This window comes from Rhodobium orientis, assembly GCF_003258835.1.
Taxonomy (GTDB): Bacteria; Pseudomonadota; Alphaproteobacteria; order Rhizobiales; family Rhodobiaceae; genus Rhodobium; species Rhodobium orientis.
The window spans coordinates 87,635-105,629 of sequence record NZ_NPEV01000006.1 but is presented as its reverse complement, the minus strand read 5'-3'; the positions used below and the strand labels follow the sequence as shown (position 1 = coordinate 105,629).

The following is a 17,995-nucleotide window of genomic DNA, read 5'->3' as shown; positions in this document are numbered from 1 at the left end:
GGGGCGTTGCCCGCCGGGTCTCGCATACGGCGGAAAGGCAGCGACCATGAAACTTGCGGTTTTCGATTGGCAGGGCGGATGTCACGTCGGGCGGGTCAAGGAGGCGGAAGGCGTCGTCGAACGCTTCGACGTTGCGGCCGCAACGGTCGAGGCCGCCGGCATCGGCTGCGTCTTTTCCGGTGCGAAGCTGCCGATGACCGACACCGTGCCGCTGTCGCTGGTCACCTTGCGCGCGCCGATCCCGCGCCCCGCCCGCAACGTCTTTTGCATCGGCAAGAACTACCGCGAACACGTCGCGGAAATGGCCAATCAGGGATTCAGGAGCGCCCCCGTCGGCGCCGACGGCCCGAAAGCACCGATCGTCTTTTCCAAGGTGCCGGAGACCGTGATCGCGCCGGGTGCGGCGATCGAGATCGACCCCGCCGTCTCCACCGCCATCGACTACGAGGCCGAGCTTGCCGTCATCATCGGCAGGCAGGGCCGCTGCATTTCGCCTGAGAACGCCATGGACCACGTCTGGGGCTACACGATCGTCAACGACGTCTCGGCCCGCGACCTGCAACTTCAGCACACCCAGTGGCTTGTCGGCAAATCCCAGGACACCTTCTGTCCGATGGGGCCGTGGGCGGTCACCGCCGACGAGGTCGACCTTTCTGACACGCCCGTCAAATGCTGGGTCAACGACGAGCTGCGCCAGGACTCCAACACCGCGCTGATGATCTTCGACGTGCCGACGCTGATCGCAGCGCTCTCCAACGGCATCACCTTGAAGCCCGGCGACGTCATTGCGACGGGCACGCCGGCCGGCGTCGGCATGGGCTTCGATCCGCCGAAATACCTGAAGGACGGCGACAGGGTGAGGATCGAGATCGGCGGAATCGGGACGCTGGAAAACCCGGTAAAGGCCCTATAGCCGGATGATCTTGCAGGGGCTGCCGACCTCGGCCGGCGGCGCGAAGGGCGGCCGGATGACGAGGGCGTCTGCGCCCGACAGCGTCGCCAGCAGCGAGGAATCCTGAAACGAGACGGGCGTCGCCACCACATGGCCGGAACGGCTGAAGCTGAGCCGCGCCCGCAAATAGGCCTGGCGCTCGCCGTTCCCGCCGACCGGATCGCCGAGGACGGCGGTTTCTTCCGGCCGGTGCACCTCGCTGGCGCCCTGCAGGGCCCGCACCAGCGGATGCAGGAAGAGGAGCGCGCAGACGATGCTGGAGACCGGATTGCCCGGCAGGCCGAGCACCCGCATCGGCCCGATATGCCCGGAAATCAGCGGCTTTCCGGGCACCATGGCGATCCGCCAGAAGCCGAGCTCGAAGCCGATATCGCCGAGCGCCGTCTGCACCAGATCGTGGTCGCCGACCGAGGCGCCGCCAAGGGTGACGAGCACATGGGCGCCGCCGTCGATGGCCGACCGCGCCTTGTCCGCGATGACGTCGGCCGCATCCGGCGCGATCCCGAGATCGACCGGCTCGGCGCCGAGATCGGCAAGCATCGCACCGAGGGCAAAGCCGTTGGAGGCAACGATCTGGTCCGGACCCGGCTCCTCGCCCGGCGGCACCAGCTCGTCTCCGGTGGCAAGGAACGCGACTTTCGGGCGCTTGGCGACCCGCAGCGTGTCGTGGTTCATGGCCGCGGCGAGTGCCAGCTCCCGGTAGCCGAGGCGGCGGCCCTTGGTCAGCAGCTTCTGGCCGAGGGCGAAGTCGAGCCCGGCCGGGCGGATATATTCATCGACCGGGACCGAGGAGAGGGCGGTGACGGTATCCCCGGTCTCGCCGGCGCGCGTCTTTTCCTGGATCAGGATCGCATCGGCCCCGTCCGGCAGGGGCGCGCCGGTGAAGATGCGCACCGCCTCGCCCGGATTGACCGTGCCGTCGAACCCGTGTCCTGCCGCCGCCGTTCCGATCACCTGCAGCGTCGTCGGCACGCGGGAGAGATCGTGCGCGCGCACCGCATAGCCGTCCATAGCCGATGCGTCGAACGGCGGCTGCGTGCGCAGCGAATAGACGTCCTCAGCGAGGAACCGGCCATTGGCTTCGGAAAGCGGAACGACCTCTGTGCCGACCGGCTGGATGCCCGCCAGCAAACGCTTATAGGCCTCTTCGACGGAAAGGAGGCTCATGCCCCATCCTTTCCAGCGCCCTTTCCGGGGGCGCGCCAATGGCCGGAGCGGCCGCCGGATTTCTCCAGCAGCCTGACGCCGCCGATCTCCATGAACCGGTCGACGGCCTTGGCCATGTCGTAGACGGTCAGGCAGGCAACGCTCGCCGCGGTCAGCGCTTCCATTTCGACGCCGGTCTGGCCGCCGACCTTGGCGGTCGCGGTGACGACGAGGCCCGGCAGGCTCTCGTCGGGTTCGATGTCGACAGATATCTTGGTGAGGAGCAGCGGATGGCAGAGCGGGATCAGCTCGTGGGTGCGCTTGGCCGCCATGATGCCGGCGATCCGCGCCGTGCCGATGACGTCGCCCTTCTTGGCATCGCCCGCAAGGATCATCGCCAGCGTTTCCGGCAGCATCTTCACCGAGCCGGTCGCGACGGCGACGCGCTCGGTCACCGCCTTGGTCGAGACGTCGACCATGTCGGCCTTGCCGGATGCGTCGAGATGGGTGAGGTGGTCGCTGTCGGCCATGGGCTCACTCCGCCGCGCGGCTGGCGTCGGATACGGGCTCAAGCAGCGCGCGGGTCGCGGCGGCAACGTCGTCCTGGCGCATCAGGCTCTCGCCGACGAGGAAGCTGCGGATGCCCACAGTGTTGAGCCGGGCGATGTCGGCCGGCGAAAAAATGCCGCTCTCGCCGACCAGCAGCCGGTCGTCGGGCACTTGTCGCGCAAGCCGCTCGCTGGTCTCAAGGGTCGTCTCGAAGGTCTTAAGGTTGCGGTTGTTGATGCCGAGGAGCTTTGAGGAGAGTTTCAGAGCGCGCTCCAACTCGGCATCGTCATGGACCTCCACGAGCACGTCCATGCCGCGGGCAAAGGCGGCGTCTTCCAGCTCTTTGGCGGTCGCGTCGTCGACGGCGGCCATGATGATGAGGATGCAGTCGGCGCCCCAAAGGCGCGCCTCATCGACTTGATAGGTGTCGTAGAGGAAATCCTTGCGCAGCACCGGCAACTCAACGGCGTTCCGCGCCGCGCCCAAAAAATCCGGATGGCCCTGGAAGGAGGGCGCATCGGTGAGGACGGACAGGCAGGCCGCGCCGCCCTCGTCATAGGCGCGGGCAAGGGAAGGGGGGTCGAAATCGGCGCGGATCAGGCCCTTCGACGGGCTCGCCTTCTTGATCTCCGCGATGAGCCCGGTCCGGTCGGCAGCGACCTTCTCCCGCAGTGCGGCAAGGAAACCGCGCGGGCGGTCTTCGGTCTCGGCAAGCCGCGCGGCAAGGTCCGCCGGCGGCAGCTTTGCCTTGGCGACGGCGATTTCCTCGCGCTTGTAGGCTTCGATCTTGGTCAGGATATCGGTCATCAGGCCCTATTGATTGGAGACGGCGACCAGCCGGTCAAGGGTGGCCTTGGCCGATCCGCTGTCGATGGCGGCGGCCGCTTTTTCGATACCGGCAACGAGGTCGTCGGCAACGCCGGCGACGACGAGCGAGGCGCCGGCATTCATCAGCACGATGTCGCGATAGGCGCCGGGCGCCCCGGCAAGCACCGCGGTGAGCGCCGCGGCATTGGTCGCCGCATCGCCGCCCTTCAGCTCTTCCGGCTTTGCCGTCGACAGCCCGACATCGCCCGGCGCGATGGTGAAGGTCGTCACCTTGCCGTCCTTCAGCTCGGCAACGCTGCTCGGACCCGTTGTGGTGATCTCGTCGAGGCCGTCGGAGCCGTGGACGATCCAGGCCCGCTCGCTGCCGAGATTGGCGAGAACATGGGCGAGGGGCTCGACCCAGCCTTCCGAGAAGACGCCGGTCATCTGGCGCTTGACGCCGGCCGGATTGGAGAGGGGGCCGAGCAGGTTGAAGATCGTGCGGGTGCCGAGTTCGACGCGGGTCGGACCCACATGGCGCATCGCCTGGTGGTGCGCGGGCGCGAACATGAAGCCGAGGCCGGCCTCGGCAATGCAGCGCGAGATCGCTTCGGGTTGAAGCTCGATATTGACGCCGAGCGCCATCAGCACGTCGGCGGCGCCCGATTTCGACGACAGCGCCCGGTTGCCGTGCTTGGCGACGGGAACGCCGGCAGCGGCAACGACGAACGCCGCGCAGGTCGACACGTTGTAGGAGCCGGAGGCATCGCCCCCGGTGCCGACGATGTCGATGGCATTCTCCGGCGCCTCGACCGGCACCATCTTGGCCCGCATCGTCGAGGCCGCGCCGGTGATCTCGTCGACGGTCTCGCCGCGGACGCGCAGCGCCATCAGGAAGCCGCCGATCTGCGAGGGCGTCGCGTCGCCCGACATGATCACCTCGAAGGCGTCGGTAGCCTCCGCCGCATCGAGCGCCCTGCCGTCGGCGACCTTGGCGATCAGCGATTTGAAATCGGCCATCGGCGAAAGATCCCTTACTCACGTTCGGGCGGCGGCGCCGGGCCGCACCCGAAAAATCCGGTTGGCTCTATCGCAGGTCGTTGAGGCCCAGTGTCGAGGCGACCGCCTGCTGGTTGATGGTAACGCCCAGCCGCTCCTGAATCTGGGTGACATATTGTGCCAGAACGGAGCCGAAGATCTGGGCATTGAGCTGCTCGCGGATCTGCTGCATGTCGGCCGCCTCGGCAAAGAACACCGGCGGCGCGACCGCGGTGACCTTGAGGAGGACGCGGCTGCCGTCGCCGAGCTTGACGCTTTCGATGTCCCCTTCGGGGCCGCGGAACGCGGCGGCGACGATGGCGCTGTCGATGCCGTCCTTGGGCGCATTGCGCTTCAGGCCCTCGGCAGTCTTGACCTCGGTGCCGACTTCCCCGGCGATCGCGGCAAGGTCCGTGCCGCCTTTCAGGCGATCGGTGAGTTCGGTGACCTTGGCGCTGAGTCGCTGGTTGAGTTCTTCCGCGCGCCAGGCCGCGACCACCTTGTCGCGGGCTTCCTCAAGGGTGCGGTCGCGGGCCGGGGTGACGCCCTGAATGTCGTACCAGACGAAGCCCTTGGTCTGCTGCAGCGGGTCGTTCTCCACCCCCACGTCGCTGTCGAACGCGGCCTGCAGGAGGTCCTGGGCGATCGGCAACTGGACGTCGTTGCCCTCCGGGTCCTTGCCGGTAGCATCGACCGCGTCGATGGTCCGGGCCGTGAGGCCGAAGCGCTCCGCGATTTCGGCAAGGGTGGCGCCGCCGGCGCGCGCGTCCTCGATCTCGTCATGCATCTGCAGCACCTCGCCCTCGGCGAGCTTGACGGCGATGTCGAGAGCGATCTGGTCGCGCACCTCTGCGAGCGGCTTACGCTGTTCCGGCTGGATGTCCTTGACGTTGACGATGACGGTGCCGAACCGGCCGTCGATGACGCCGCTGGTGCCGGGCTCCGCCATGGAGAACGCCGTCTCGGCGATCGCCGGGTCGAGCACTTCGGACTTGCCGAGGAGACCCAGATCGGTGTCGGTGGCGGTCAGGTTCCGCTCCGCCGCGATGTCCTCGAAGCTGGCGCCCGATTGCAGCCTGTCGGCGGCGGCCTGGGCGGCGGCGTCATCCTGGAACACGATCTGCCGGATGAACCGCTTCTCGGGCGTGAAATAGGCCTCCGACGTCTCGTAGGTCTGCTGGATGTCGGCCTCCTTGACGCTCTTGGGGTCGGCGACGGCCTCCGGATCGACAGAGATGACGGTCAGCTTGCGGTATTCCGGCGCGCGGAAGTCGGCCTTATTGGCCTCGTAATAGGTTTTCAGGTCGTCGTCGGAGGGATCGGGGATCTCGCCGACGGCCGATGCCGGCAGCGCGATGTAGGAGATCGTCCGCTCCTCGTTGACGTACTGGTTGATCGCTTCCAGATAGGCGTCCGGAGCCCGGAACCCGCCGCCGATCCCGCCGGCAAGCTGCTGGCGCATGGACAGCCGGCGCTGTTCGGCGAGGTAGTAGGCCTCGTTCATACCGAGCGAGAACAGGAGATCCTGCAGCCGGTTGCGGTCGAACTTGCCGTTCAGGCCCTGAAGGTTCGGGTCGGAGCGAATGGTTTCGGCCAGCTTTTCGTCGGACAGGCCCAGCTTCAGCCGGCGCGCCTCCTCGTTGAGGGTCGCTTCGTTGACGAGACGGCTCAGCACCTGCTGCGGCAGGCCGACGGCGGCGGCCTCCTGGGCCGTCACCGGGCGGCGCAGGCGCTGCCCGAGCTGCCGCAGTTCGCGGTTATAGGTGGTCCGGAAGATCTCGACCGGCACCTCGGTCTCGCCGACCGTTGCCACCGTCGTCGTTCCGTAGCCGCGGAAGATGTCGGCGATGCCCCAGACCGCAAAGCTGATGACCAAGAGGCCGATGAAAATCTTGGCGACCCAACCCGTCGCGCTTTTCCGCAAGGTTTCGAGCATTCTGTCTTTCCGTTGTGCGTTGTCTGCGCCGGCCCCGCCCGATCGGGTCTTGACCCAAGGCCTTATGCCCACTGGCACCGAAGCGCGCGGATCATAGAGACCGTGTCGGCGCGCCGCAAGGCATCGGCCTTTGTGCTTGCGGCCCTTTCTGATAGATGACGGACAGGACCGGGTGACTCACCATGAAATGGGGATCCAAGCGCTATGACGACAACCGGAATCAAGCCGCTCGTCGCGGGTAACTGGAAAATGAACGGCCTCAAGGCCTCGGCCGGCGAACTCGCCGCGCTGATCGACGGCTTCGATGCCGCACTGGCCGAAAAGGCCGATGCCATGGTCTGCCCGCCGGCATTGCTGGTGACGGCCTTCGCCGAAAAGACGGCCGGCACGCCGGTCACCGTCGGCGGCCAGGACTGCCATGCGGCCGAAAAGGGCGCCCATACCGGCGACCTCGCCGCGGAAATGTTCGCCGATGCCGGCGCCGCCGCCGTCATCGTCGGCCATTCGGAGCGCCGCACGGACCACGGCGAGACCGATGCCGTCGTCAAGGACAAGGCGCTTGCCGTGCATCGCGCCGGGCTCGTCGCCATCGTCTGCGTCGGCGAGACCAAGGACGAGCGCGAGGCCGGAAAGACCCTCGACGTGGTCGGCACCCAGGTCGCCGGCTCGCTGCCGGAAGGCGCCACCGCCGCCGACCTGATCGTTGCCTACGAGCCGGTCTGGGCGATCGGAACGGGCCTCACCCCGACCGCTGACGACGTCGCGGAGGTGCACGCCTTCATCCGCGAAAAGCTCGTTGCCATGTATGGCGACGAGGGCGGCAAGGTGCGCATCCTCTACGGCGGCTCGGTGAAGCCGTCGAACGCCTCCGAGCTGATGGCGGTTGCCAATGTCGACGGCGCGCTGGTCGGCGGCGCCAGCCTCAAGGCGGCCGACTTCCTCGGTATCCTGGCCGCCTACAAGTAGGCCGTCACCGACCGGCCGACGGGAGCCGGCAGAAGCAATGACCGTCCCGGCGGCACGCGTCGCCGGGGCTTTGCCGTGTTGCGATCGCCGCACGGACACTATATGAGGGGCACGCGTCGAGGCGATCGCCGGGGTGGTACGTACCGCGGCGATGGTGTAAGACGCGCTCAACTTTCCGCACATTTTCGAGCCGGACACGTATGCAAACCGTCATCATCGTCATCCATCTGATGGTCGTGATCGCCCTCGTGGCCGTCATCCTGCTGCAGCGCTCCGAAGGGGGCGCGCTGGGGATCGGCGGCGGCGGTGGCGGCGGCGGCCTGTTTTCCAGCCGCGGCACGGCCAATCTCCTGACCCGCACGACCGCGATCCTGGCCGCGGCCTTCTTCGCCACGTCGATCATCCTGACGGTGATTGCGCGCATGGGCGAGGCGCCGACGTCGATCTTCGATCTGATCCCGGCGGTCGGCACGCAGACCACCGAAGAGCCGGCAACGGACACCCAGCCGACCGCACCGCCGGCAACGCCGGGCGCTCCGGCCGGTGAGGGCACCGCGCCGCCCGCCGCGCCGTCTGCTCCGTCCGGTGGCGACAGCGGCCCGAGCCTGCTCGACCGTCTGCAGACGCCGGAGCCGGCACCCGCGCAGCCGAGCGGTCCGCAGGTTCCGAACTCGCAATAGCCGGGCTTTTTCCGATCATCCCGCCGCGCCCGAAAAAAGGGCGCGGTGGAAACCTCTGGATCGCGCGATTCGATGCTGTTCGAATCGGCAAGCTGAACGGTATAACGGTCGCCCATGGCGCGGTATGTTTTCATCACCGGCGGCGTGGTGTCGTCACTCGGCAAGGGGCTTGCGTCGGCGGCCCTCGGTGCCCTGCTTCAGGCGCGCGGATATAAGGTCCGGCTGCGCAAGCTCGATCCCTACCTCAACGTCGATCCGGGCACGATGTCGCCGTACCAGCACGGCGAGGTCTACGTCACCGATGACGGGGCGGAAACCGACCTCGACCTCGGTCATTACGAGCGGTTCACCGGGCGGCCGGCGAACCGGATGGACAACATCACCACCGGCCGCATCTACCAGGACATCATCGCCAAGGAGCGCCGCGGCGACTATCTCGGCGGCACCGTCCAGGTCATTCCCCACGTCACCGACGCCATCAAGGAATTCGTGCTCGACGGCAACGAGGGCTACGACTTCGTGCTGTGCGAGATCGGCGGCACCGTCGGCGACATCGAGGGCCTGCCGTTCTTCGAGGCGATCCGCCAGCTCGGCAACGACCTGCCGCGCGGCGAGGCGGTCTACATCCACCTGACCCTGATGCCCTACATCCCGAGCGCCGGCGAGTTGAAGACCAAGCCGACCCAGCACTCGGTCAAGGAGCTGCGCTCGATCGGCATCCAGCCGGACATCCTGCTGGTCCGCTGCGACCGGGAAATCCCGATGGCCGAGCGGCGCAAGCTGGCGCTGTTCTGCAATGTGCGGGAATCGGCGGTGATCCCGGCACTCGATGCGGATTCCATCTATGCCGTGCCGATCGCCTACCACGCGCAGGGGCTCGACGACGAGGTGCTGAACGCCTTCGGCTACAAGGGCGCACCGGCCCCGGAGCTGTCGCGCTGGGAGACCATCACCCATCGCATCACCCACCCGGAAGGCGAGGTGACGATTGCCGTCGTCGGCAAGTACACCGGGCTGAAAGACGCCTACAAGTCGCTGTTCGAGGCGCTGATCCACGGCGGCATAGCCAATAACATCCGCGTCAACATCGAATGGATCGAGTCCGCCACCTTCGACGTGGAGGACCCGACGCCGCATCTCGACCACGTCAACGGCATCCTCGTGCCCGGCGGCTTCGGCGAGCGCGGCGCGGAAGGAAAGATCAAGGCAGCCGGTTTCGCCCGGCAACGCAAGGTGCCCTATTTCGGCATCTGCTTCGGCATGCAGATGGCCGTGATCGAGGCCGCGCGCTCGCTCGCCGGCATCGGCGGGGCAAGCTCCACCGAATTCGGCCCGACCGAGGAGCCGGTCGTCGGCCTGATGACGGAATGGCTGAAGGGCAACGATCTGGAAAGGCGCGGTTTCGATACCGATCTCGGCGGCACCATGCGCCTCGGCGCCTATCCGGCGAGCCTCGCGGCCGACAGCCGCATCGCGGCGATCTATGGCGACACGGAGATTTCCGAACGGCACCGCCACCGCTACGAGGTCAACTGCGCCTATCGCGACCGGCTGGAGGAACGGGGCATGCGCTTTGCCGGCATGTCGCCGGACGGCGTGCTGCCGGAAACGGTCGAGTTCGTCGACCATCCCTGGTTCATCGGCGTGCAGTTCCACCCGGAGCTGAAGTCGCGCCCCTTTGCCCCGCACCCGCTCTTTGCCTCGTTCATCGCCGCGGCTCTGGCCCAAAGTCGCCTGGTCTGAGGCCTTTTGCCCGGGCGGTCGCGAGGGTGCCACAATCGCGCGCGAAGGAACGTCGCCTGAAGGGGCGGTAAGCTATGGTTCACGGCATCGATCATCTGGTTCTCCCGGTCCGCGACCTTGCCGTCGCGCGGGCCCGCCTGAGCGCCCTCGGCTTCACCGTCGCGCCCGACGCGCTGCATCCCTTCGGCACCAAGAACGCCTGCGTCTTCTTCCAGAACCGCACCTATATCGAGCCGCTTGCCGTCGCCAACCGGATACAGATGGAGGAGAACGCCAGGAAGGGCTATGTCTTCCTGCGGCGCTTCGATGCCTATCGCTTCCGTTGCGGTCCCGAAGGCTTTTCCAAGCTGGCGCTGACGACCGAAGACGCCGATGCCGACCGCGCCCGGCTCGACGAGGCCGGCTATGGCGGCGGTCCGGTGTTCCCGTTCGAGCGGAAGGCCGTCGCCGCCGACGGGTCGGAGACCACCATCGGCGTCCGGCTCGCCTTCGCGCTCGACGAGCGCTCGCCCGACATGACGCTGTTCTGCTGCCAGCACATCGGCACCGAAGGCTTCTGGGCGCCGAAAAACACCACGCACGGCAACGGCGCGCTCGGCATCGCCGAGGTGTTCGCCGCAGAGGAAAACCCCAGCGACTTCCAGTACGACCTTGAGGTCGTCACCGGCGAGCGCGGTATCCACGCCTCATCACTCGGCATCCATGCCGAGCTGCCGAAGGGCGCCTTTTCCATCGTCACACCGACCGCGTTCCGCATGATCTTCGGGCGCGACGCCAAGCTTTCCGGCCGCGGCCCGCGGCTCTCAGCCTTCGTCGTCACTGTCGTCGACCTTACCCGCGTGAAGGCCTTGCTGACTGAGAACGGCGTGGCCTTCGAGGAGCGCGGCAGCCGCATCGTCGTCGCCCCGGCGCCGGGCCTTGCCACCGTCCTTGCGTTCCAGGAGAATTCCGCTTCATGAGCAGTCCCAACAGCACCGTTGCCGCCGGCAAAGTCCGCTTTTCCAATGCGCTGCCGCTCGGCATCATCGCCGGGCCGTGCCAGATGGAAAGCCGCGATCACGCCCTGGAAATGGCCGCGGCGCTGAAGGAGATTGCCGAAAAGGTCGGCATCGGCCTCGTCTTCAAGACCTCCTTCGACAAGGCCAACCGGACGAGCATTTCCGGCAAGCGCGGCGTCGGGCTCAAGGACGCGATGCCGGTCTTTGCGGAAATCCGCGAGCGCTTCGGTCTTCCGGTTCTGACGGACGTCCACGAGGCCGGCCAGTGCGCGCCCGTTGCGGAAGTCGTCGACGTCCTGCAGATCCCGGCCTTTCTCTGCCGCCAGACCGACCTGCTGATCGCCGCGGCAAAGACCGGCGCCGTCGTCAACGTCAAGAAGGGCCAGTTCCTCGCCCCCTGGGACATGGCGAACGTTCTGACCAAGGTGACGGACAGCGGCAATCCGAACGTGCTCCTGACCGAGCGCGGCGCCAGCTTCGGCTACAACACCCTGGTCACCGACATGCGCGGCCTGCCGATCATGGCCGCAACCGGCGCACCGGTGATCTTCGACGCCACCCATTCCGTGCAGCAGCCGGGCGGCAAGGGAACCGCTTCCGGCGGCCAGCGCGAATTCGTGCCGGTGCTTGCCCGCGCCGCCGTTGCCATCGGCGTCGCCGGCGTCTTCATCGAGACCCACGACGATCCGGACAACGCCCCCTCCGACGGCCCGAACATGGTGCCGCTCGGCGAGATGGAGGCGCTGCTAACCCTCTTGAAGCGCTTCGACGAGGTTGCCAAGGCCAATCCGGTGACGCTCGCCTGATCGCGGTCTCCGGTCCGGCCGCGACCGGCGCCGGGACTTGACAGACGGGCGAAAAAAGGCGCAGGCCTTGTGCCCCGGGAGGCCCAGGGAACTCCATGAACGAACAAATCGGACCGACCGACCTGACCCCGAGCACCGATACGACCCGGCCGCTGGTGCTGTTCGACATTTCGCGGCTGATCTCGCGCGTCAAGCGCGCCGCGCCCACCGGCATCGACCGGGTCGAACTCGCCTTTGCCAACTGGGTCATGCGCGACGTCGATGCCGACGTGCGCTTCGTCGCCGTCACCGGCGGCGAGATCCGCGCCGTCACCGACGTCCTCGCCCGCCGCCTCATTCGCTGGATCTCCCGCAGTTGGGCCGGCGCCGGCACGTCAGTCAATGCCCGCGAGATCCTCGACGTCGCCCGCTTCCTCAATGCCACCTGGCAGCCCAATGTCGAGCGGCCGGTGCGGCAACTGCCGGAAAAGCCGGTAGTCTTTATCGGCGAGGAGCCGGTCGTTGCCCCAGGCGAGGACGGCGAGGACCCGCGCGGGCCGTCAGGCTTCGGCCTCGCCAATCCGGTGAGGCTCTGGGCGCGGCGCCGGGTGCGCCGCATCGTGCTCAATGCCGAGCAGCGCGGCGCCCGCGTTATCTACATGAACGTCTCCCACCATCACCTTGAAAAGAGGCACCTTTTTGCGCATTTGCGCCATCTCGGCAACGTCCACATCACCTTCCTGATCCACGACGTCATCCCGCTCGATTTCCCCGAATATTGCCGTGACGGCGACGCGGAAAAGCACAGCAAGCGCGTGCGCACCGTCGCCGACTTCGCCGACACCGTGATCGTCAACTCCCACGACACCGGCCGGCGCCTGCGCGACCACATCGACGGCCGGCCGATCAACGTCGTGCCGGCCCATCTCGGACTGGAGCCCCAGTTCGGCCGCCGCAAGCCGCTCGGCCGGCTGATCGGCGCCGATCCCTATTTCGTCATCGTCTCGACCATCGAGGCCCGCAAGAACCACCTGTTCCTGTTGAAGGTCTGGCGCAAGATCGTCGAGGAGCATGGCGAGAAGGCGCCCAAGCTCGTCGTCGTCGGCCGGCGCGGCTGGGAGGCCGAGGCGGCAATCGACATGCTGGAGCGGTGCCGCAGCATCAAGGGGCACGTGTTGGAATCCTCAAACCTCTCCGACGACGAGTTGGTGGTGCTGCTGAACGGCGCGCGCGCCGCCCTGATGCCGTCCTTCGCCGAAGGTTTCGGCCTGCCGATCGCCGAGGCGCTAACCCTCGGCGTGCCGGTCATCGCCTCCGACATTCCGGCGCTGGTCGAGGTCGGGCAGGGGATTCCCGAGCACCTCGACCCGCTCGACGGCATCGGCTGGCGCCAGGTCATCCTCGACTATGCCGATCCGGACTCGCCCCGCCGCGCCACCCAGATGGAGCGCGTCGCCCGCTTCCAGCGCTATGGCTGGGACAAGCATTTCGAGGCCGTCGGCGCCGCCCTGCAACTCGCCGCCAAACCCGACTGACCCGACGCCCGCTGCGGCGCAAAAAAACGCATCGCAATGCGGCATTCCCGGCCGCAATCCGGTTCCCAACCGCCGCGAAACGTTTTAGACAGATCGCGACGTTTCTTCCCCCACTCCGAAAGGCCCTGTCATGACCGCAATCATCGATATTCTGGGACGTGAAATTCTTGATAGCCGCGGCAATCCGACGGTCGAGGTCGATGTCGTGCTGGAAGACGGCTCCATGGGCCGCGCGGCCGTGCCGTCCGGCGCCTCCACCGGCGTCCACGAGGCGGTCGAGCTGCGCGACGGCGACGAGCGCTATTTCGGCAAGGGCGTGACCAAGGCGGTCGACGCCGTCAACAACGACATCTACGACGCCGTCACCGGTCTCGACGCGGAAGACCAGATCCGCATCGACGACGTGATGTGCGAGCTCGACGGCACGGACAACAAGGGCCGCTTCGGCGCCAACGCCATCCTCGGCGTCTCGCTCGCCGTCGCCAAGGCCGCGGCCGAGGCCTCCGGCCTGCCGCTTTACAAATATGTCGGCGGCGCTTCGGCCCGCACCCTGCCGGTGCCGATGATGAACATCGTCAATGGCGGCGCCCATGCCGACAACCCGATCGACTTCCAGGAATTCATGATCATGCCGGTCGGCGCCGACACCTTCGCGGAGGCCCTGCGCACCGGCGCGGAGATCTTCCACACCCTGAAGAAGTCGCTGAAGGACGCCGGCCACAACACCAATGTGGGCGACGAGGGCGGCTTCGCCCCGAACCTGGCCTCCGCCCAGGAAGCCCTCGACTTCGTTATGAAGGCGATCGAGAAAGCCGGCTACAAGCCTGGCGAGGACGTCTATCTGGCGCTCGATCCGGCCTCCTCGGAGTTCTTCAAGGACGGCAAGTACCACCTCGACGGTGAGGGCAAGGTGCTCGGCCCGGAGGAGATGGCTGCCGTCTATGCCGATCTCGTCGGCCGCTACCCGATCATCTCCATCGAGGACGGCATGGCCGAGGACGACTGGGAGGGCTGGACCGCCATCACCCAGGCCATCGGCGACCGCTGCCAGCTCGTCGGCGACGACCTGTTCGTCACCAACGTCTCCCGCCTGAAGCAGGGCATCGACCGCGGCGTTGCCAACTCCATCCTCATCAAGGTCAACCAGATCGGCACGCTGACCGAGACCCTGCAGGCCGTGGAAATGGCCCACAAGAACGCCTACACGGCGGTCATGTCCCACCGCTCCGGCGAGACCGAAGACAACACCATCGCCGACCTCGCGGTCGCCACCAATTGCGGCCAGATCAAAACCGGCTCGCTCGCCCGCTCCGACCGGTTGGCGAAGTACAACCAGCTCCTCCGCATCGAGGAAGAGCTGGATACCCAGGCGGTTTACGCCGGGCGGTCGATCCTCAGAGGGTGAGGCGGCGCGTGCCGGTTGGGGGCTGAGCCCTCAAAGCAGCTTATCCAGCGGCACATAGAGACAACAACGGCCGCGTCTTTCCTTGAGAAGGGCGCGGCTTTTTCATGTGCGTTTGCGGCTACCCACTCACTCGCTTTCGCGCCGTACCGGCGACACCGCCGCACTGGATTGCTTCGCTGCGCTCGCAATGACGGTTATCTCAATGTCTGCAATGTCATTGCGAGGAGGCTGATAGGCCGACGCGGCAATCCAGCATCGGGAAGGACATGCGATGATCTCCGCGATGGCGAAACGCGCCGGCGCGTCGATATCGCGCTGTTTTCCGGCGGGCTTGTGTTTGCCAAAAGGCCTGTGCCGTTTCAGAATTCAACCGAAGCGTGAAATGGTGGCGTCAGGCCGGACCGCACGTGCCGTCAGGTCGCAGCAGCGGAATTGACCGGTTTATCTCAAGGCAATTGTTCGGGTGCGATAATGAGCTACGAGCAGAAATACGCAAAAGCGATAGCTGAACTAAAAAATGCTGGACTCGTGAGACAAGAATACAGTCCGGACAAGAATTTTATCTATCGAACATTCGGCGTCAGATTGCGGCCGCCCTATTATTTTGAGTTTTGGCGAAGTGTTTTATTGTATGGAGGGCTTTTGGCTGTGGGGTTGACGTTTTCGAGTTGGCTGATCGGCCTTCACCCGAGAACGATTGAAGGAAAAATATTCTTTTTAGTTTTTCAAGGTGCATTCTTCGGTTTTTTCATGACGCTCATTAATAAAAACAAGGCAAGAAAACACAAGCTGAGTCGTTGGGAAGACTTATAAGCGGGAAAGCCGAATGTCCTCGGCTTCCTCACCCGGCCCGCAGCAACCGCACCGCCTCATCCCGCCCGAACAAATACAGCAAAATCCGCAGCGCATCTCCGCGCGTCCCCCCAAGCTCAGGATCTCTCTCAAGGATCAGCCGCGCGTCGTCGCGGGCGGCCTCCAACAAGTGGCCGTGCGCCTCGATGCGGGCGACCCTGAACCCCGGGGTGCCGCTCTGGCGGGTGCCGAGGACTTCGCCTTCGCCGCGCAGCTTCAGGTCTTCTTCCGCGATGCGGAACCCGTCTTCGGTCTCGCGCATGATGGCAAGCCGGGCATGGGCCGTCTCGCTTAAGGGGCCCTTGTAGAGGAGGAGGCAGGTCGAGGGCTTGTCGCCGCGCCCGACGCGGCCGCGGAGCTGGTGGAGCTGGGCGAGGCCGAAGCGTTCGGCGTGTTCGATCACCATGATGGTGGCGTCGGGAACGTCGACGCCGACCTCGATGACGGTGGTCGAAACGAGGATCTTCGTGCGCCCGGCCAGGAAGTCGGCCATCGCCGTATCTTTCTCGGCCGCCTTCATGCGGCCGTGGACGAGGCCGACGATGTCGCCGAATTCGGCCCGGAGCGCCGCATATCTGTCCTCGGCCGCCGCCGCGTCGAGCGCTTCGGATTCCTCCACCAACGGGCAGACCCAATAAACCTTGGCGCCGTCGGCAAGCGCCCGGTTGAGGCCGTCGAGCACTTCCCCCATGCGGTCGAGCGCGATGCTCGAGGTCTTCACCGGCTTGCGGCCGGCGGGCTTTTCCAGGAGCCGCGAGACATCCATATCGCCGAAATAGGTCAGCACCAGCGTGCGCGGGATCGGCGTTGCCGTCATCACGAGAACGTCGGTGCCGGAGCCTTTTGCCGTCAGCGCCAGCCGCTGGTGGACGCCGAAGCGGTGCTGCTCGTCGACGATGGCGAGCGCAAGGTTCTTGAACGCGGTCGCCGACTGGAAGAGGGCGTGGGTGCCGACGACGATGTCGATCTCGCCGGCCGCCAGCGCGGCCTCCACGGCCTTGCGCTCCTTGCCCTTGTCCCGGCCGGTCAGCACGGCGACGGTCAGCCCCGCGGCCTCGGCCAGCGGCGTGATCGTCTTCAGGTGCTGGCGGGCGAGCAGTTCCGTCGGCGCCATCATCGCTGTCTGGCCGCCGGCCTCGGCAACGGCGGCGGCGGCCATCAGCGCGACGACGGTCTTGCCGGAGCCGACGTCGCCCTGGAGCAGCCGCAGCATGCGCTTCGGCTCGGCAAGGTCGGCCTCGATTTCCGCCACCGCCTGGCGCTGGCCGTCGGTCAGCGAAAAGGGCAGGGCGGCGAGGATCTTTTGCCGGATGCTGCCGTCGCCGGTGCGCGCCGAGCCGGCCGTCTTGCGCATGTGTTTTCTGACCAGCGCCAGGGCCAGTTGGCCGGCCAGAATCTCGTCGAAGGCAAGCCGCGACCAGGCCGGCGTTGCCGGGTCGATGTCCGCCGCCGCCTCCGGGTGGTGCACGGTATGAAGCGCGACCGTAAAGCCCGGCCAGTTCTGCCGCTTCAGCCACGCCGCGTCCTGCCATTCCGGCAGGTCGGGCACGAGGCCGACGGCCTCGTCGATGACGCGGCGCAGCGTCTTCGGCGACAGCCCCGCCGTCATCGGATAGACCGGCTCGATCAGTGGCAGCTCGGCGAAATCGGCCTCGGCGACGATATGGTCCGGATGGACGATCTGCGCCTGGCCGTTGAACCATTCGACCTTGCCGCTCACATAGCGGGTCTCGCCGACGGGAAGCTGCTTCTGCAGCCAGTCCTCCTTGGCGTGGAAGAAGACGAGCGCGATCTCGCCCGTCTCGTCGTGGCAGAAGACCTTGTACGGGGCGCGGGAATGGCGCGGCGTCGGCTGGTGTCGGTCGACCCAGGCCTTCAGGGTGACGATGGCGCCCTCGGGCGCCTTGGCGATGCCCGGCTGCAGGCTGCGGTCGATGGCGGCGGCCGGCAGGTGGAAAACGAGATCGAGAATGCGCGCCTCGCGCTCCGCCCCGGAACCGACGAGGAGCTTGCCGAGGGTTTTTTCCAGCTTGGGGCCGATGCCCTCAAGGCTTTGCAGCGAACGGTAGAGCGGGTTCAGAATATCGGGGCGCATGGCACCTGACGGTTGGCGAAAAGCGTTTCGGGCCGGATTATCGGCGATTCCCCCGGGGGATGTTGCGGACATGCTGCTGACAGCGGCGCATCCTGACTATATAGAAACGTCATTCACAAGGGATTTTGAGAAATATGACGGGCATGACCCGAACGAGCGACGGGCTCGATCCGCGCCGGCGGCGCATCCTTTACCGCTCCTGGCATCGCGGCACCCGCGAGATGGACCTTTTGCTCGGCCCCTTCGTCGAGGCCGAGGTGGAGGGGCTCGATGCCGACCAACTGGACGTGCTGGAGCACCTGATGGATGCCCCGGACCAGGAGCTCTATGCCTGGTTCACGGGGGCCAAGGAAACGCCGGAGGGCTACGACACGCCGCTCTTCAAGCGCATCTGCGCCTTCCACGCCGCCGGATCCTGATCCGTCGACGCCGACCCGATTCCGTGACCGTTCCGATGCCGAGGACCGCAAGGTGACCGACCTCACTACCCTGTTCGAGCGCCAATCTT

At 66.5% G+C, this 17,995-nt stretch carries 16 protein-coding genes; 10 read left to right on the top strand and 6 right to left on the bottom strand.

The annotated features are described in order from the left end of the window. Positions 1-46: 46 nt before the first annotated feature. Positions 47-913 carry a fumarylacetoacetate hydrolase family protein gene (locus CH339_RS04800; protein ID WP_111433147.1) on the top strand — a complete coding sequence of 289 codons (867 nt, stop codon included), beginning with the start codon at positions 47-49 and terminating at the stop codon, positions 911-913. On the opposite strand, the gene CH339_RS04795 is transcribed toward CH339_RS04800, so the two are convergent. The 5 genes from CH339_RS04795 to CH339_RS04775 all read right to left on the bottom strand — a co-directional run bounded on the left by CH339_RS04795 (position 908) and on the right by CH339_RS04775 (position 6,428). Then, on the bottom strand, positions 908-2,119 hold the full coding sequence (locus CH339_RS04795; RefSeq protein WP_111433146.1) for a molybdopterin molybdotransferase MoeA: 1,212 nt from the start codon (positions 2,117-2,119) through the stop codon (positions 908-910). The two genes, CH339_RS04800 and CH339_RS04795, sit on opposite strands and share 6 nt — an antisense overlap. After that, positions 2,116-2,628 (bottom strand): cyclic pyranopterin monophosphate synthase MoaC, encoded by a 513-nt coding sequence (moaC, locus tag CH339_RS04790; protein WP_111433145.1) that lies wholly within the window; start codon positions 2,626-2,628, stop codon positions 2,116-2,118. Before moaC ends, CH339_RS04795 begins: the two co-directional genes overlap by 4 nt. Positions 2,629-2,632: 4 nt before the next feature. Then, complete coding sequence (gene trpC / locus CH339_RS04785; protein WP_201240890.1) at positions 2,633-3,457, bottom strand: indole-3-glycerol phosphate synthase TrpC; 825 nt, start codon at positions 3,455-3,457, stop codon at positions 2,633-2,635. Between the two features lie 3 nt (positions 3,458-3,460). Continuing rightward, positions 3,461-4,474 carry an anthranilate phosphoribosyltransferase gene (gene trpD / locus CH339_RS04780; protein WP_111433143.1) on the bottom strand — a complete coding sequence of 338 codons (1,014 nt, stop codon included), beginning with the start codon at positions 4,472-4,474 and terminating at the stop codon, positions 3,461-3,463. Between the two features lie 67 nt (positions 4,475-4,541). Further along, positions 4,542-6,428, bottom strand: coding sequence for a SurA N-terminal domain-containing protein (locus CH339_RS04775; protein WP_111433142.1), 1,887 nt, complete (start codon positions 6,426-6,428; stop codon positions 4,542-4,544). Between the two features lie 204 nt (positions 6,429-6,632). Between CH339_RS04775 and tpiA the strand changes: the two genes are divergently transcribed. The 8 genes from tpiA to CH339_RS24265 all read left to right on the top strand — a co-directional run bounded on the left by tpiA (position 6,633) and on the right by CH339_RS24265 (position 15,353). Further along, entirely contained in the window at positions 6,633-7,394 is a 762-nt protein-coding gene (gene tpiA / locus CH339_RS04770; protein ID WP_111433141.1) for a triose-phosphate isomerase, read from the top strand. A 200-nt stretch (positions 7,395-7,594) separates the two neighbouring features. Then, on the top strand, positions 7,595-8,074 hold the full coding sequence (gene secG / locus CH339_RS04765) for a preprotein translocase subunit SecG (protein ID WP_111433140.1): 480 nt from the start codon (positions 7,595-7,597) through the stop codon (positions 8,072-8,074). 114 nt (positions 8,075-8,188) lie between these two features. Next, the gene (gene pyrG / locus CH339_RS04760) at positions 8,189-9,817 is read left to right on the top strand and encodes a CTP synthase (protein WP_111433139.1); all 1,629 of its coding nucleotides are present in this window, start codon (positions 8,189-8,191) and stop codon (positions 9,815-9,817) included. 74 nt (positions 9,818-9,891) lie between these two features. Next, on the top strand, positions 9,892-10,776 hold the full coding sequence (locus tag CH339_RS04755; RefSeq protein WP_111433138.1) for a VOC family protein: 885 nt from the start codon (positions 9,892-9,894) through the stop codon (positions 10,774-10,776). Next, complete coding sequence (gene kdsA, locus CH339_RS04750) at positions 10,773-11,621, top strand: 3-deoxy-8-phosphooctulonate synthase (protein WP_111433137.1); 849 nt, start codon at positions 10,773-10,775, stop codon at positions 11,619-11,621. The genes CH339_RS04755 and kdsA overlap by 4 nt, the downstream gene beginning before the upstream one ends. Positions 11,622-11,716: 95 nt before the next feature. Next, positions 11,717-13,135, top strand: a complete 1,419-nt coding sequence (locus tag CH339_RS04745; protein ID WP_111433136.1) for a glycosyltransferase family 4 protein — start codon at positions 11,717-11,719, stop codon at positions 13,133-13,135. 130 nt (positions 13,136-13,265) lie between these two features. Next, the gene (eno, locus tag CH339_RS04740) at positions 13,266-14,540 is read left to right on the top strand and encodes a phosphopyruvate hydratase (RefSeq protein ID WP_111433135.1); all 1,275 of its coding nucleotides are present in this window, start codon (positions 13,266-13,268) and stop codon (positions 14,538-14,540) included. A 471-nt stretch (positions 14,541-15,011) separates the two neighbouring features. Continuing rightward, complete coding sequence (locus CH339_RS24265; RefSeq protein ID WP_146610112.1) at positions 15,012-15,353, top strand: DUF6404 family protein; 342 nt, start codon at positions 15,012-15,014, stop codon at positions 15,351-15,353. Between the two features lie 28 nt (positions 15,354-15,381). On the opposite strand, the gene recG is transcribed toward CH339_RS24265, so the two are convergent. Next, complete coding sequence (gene recG, locus CH339_RS04735; protein ID WP_111433134.1) at positions 15,382-17,487, bottom strand: ATP-dependent DNA helicase RecG; 2,106 nt, start codon at positions 17,485-17,487, stop codon at positions 15,382-15,384. A 143-nt stretch (positions 17,488-17,630) separates the two neighbouring features. On the opposite strand from recG, the gene CH339_RS04730 reads away from it, so the two are divergent. Beyond that, positions 17,631-17,906 (top strand): FAD assembly factor SdhE, encoded by a 276-nt coding sequence (locus CH339_RS04730; RefSeq protein ID WP_420825898.1) that lies wholly within the window; start codon positions 17,631-17,633, stop codon positions 17,904-17,906. Positions 17,907-17,995: the final 89 nt, after the last annotated feature.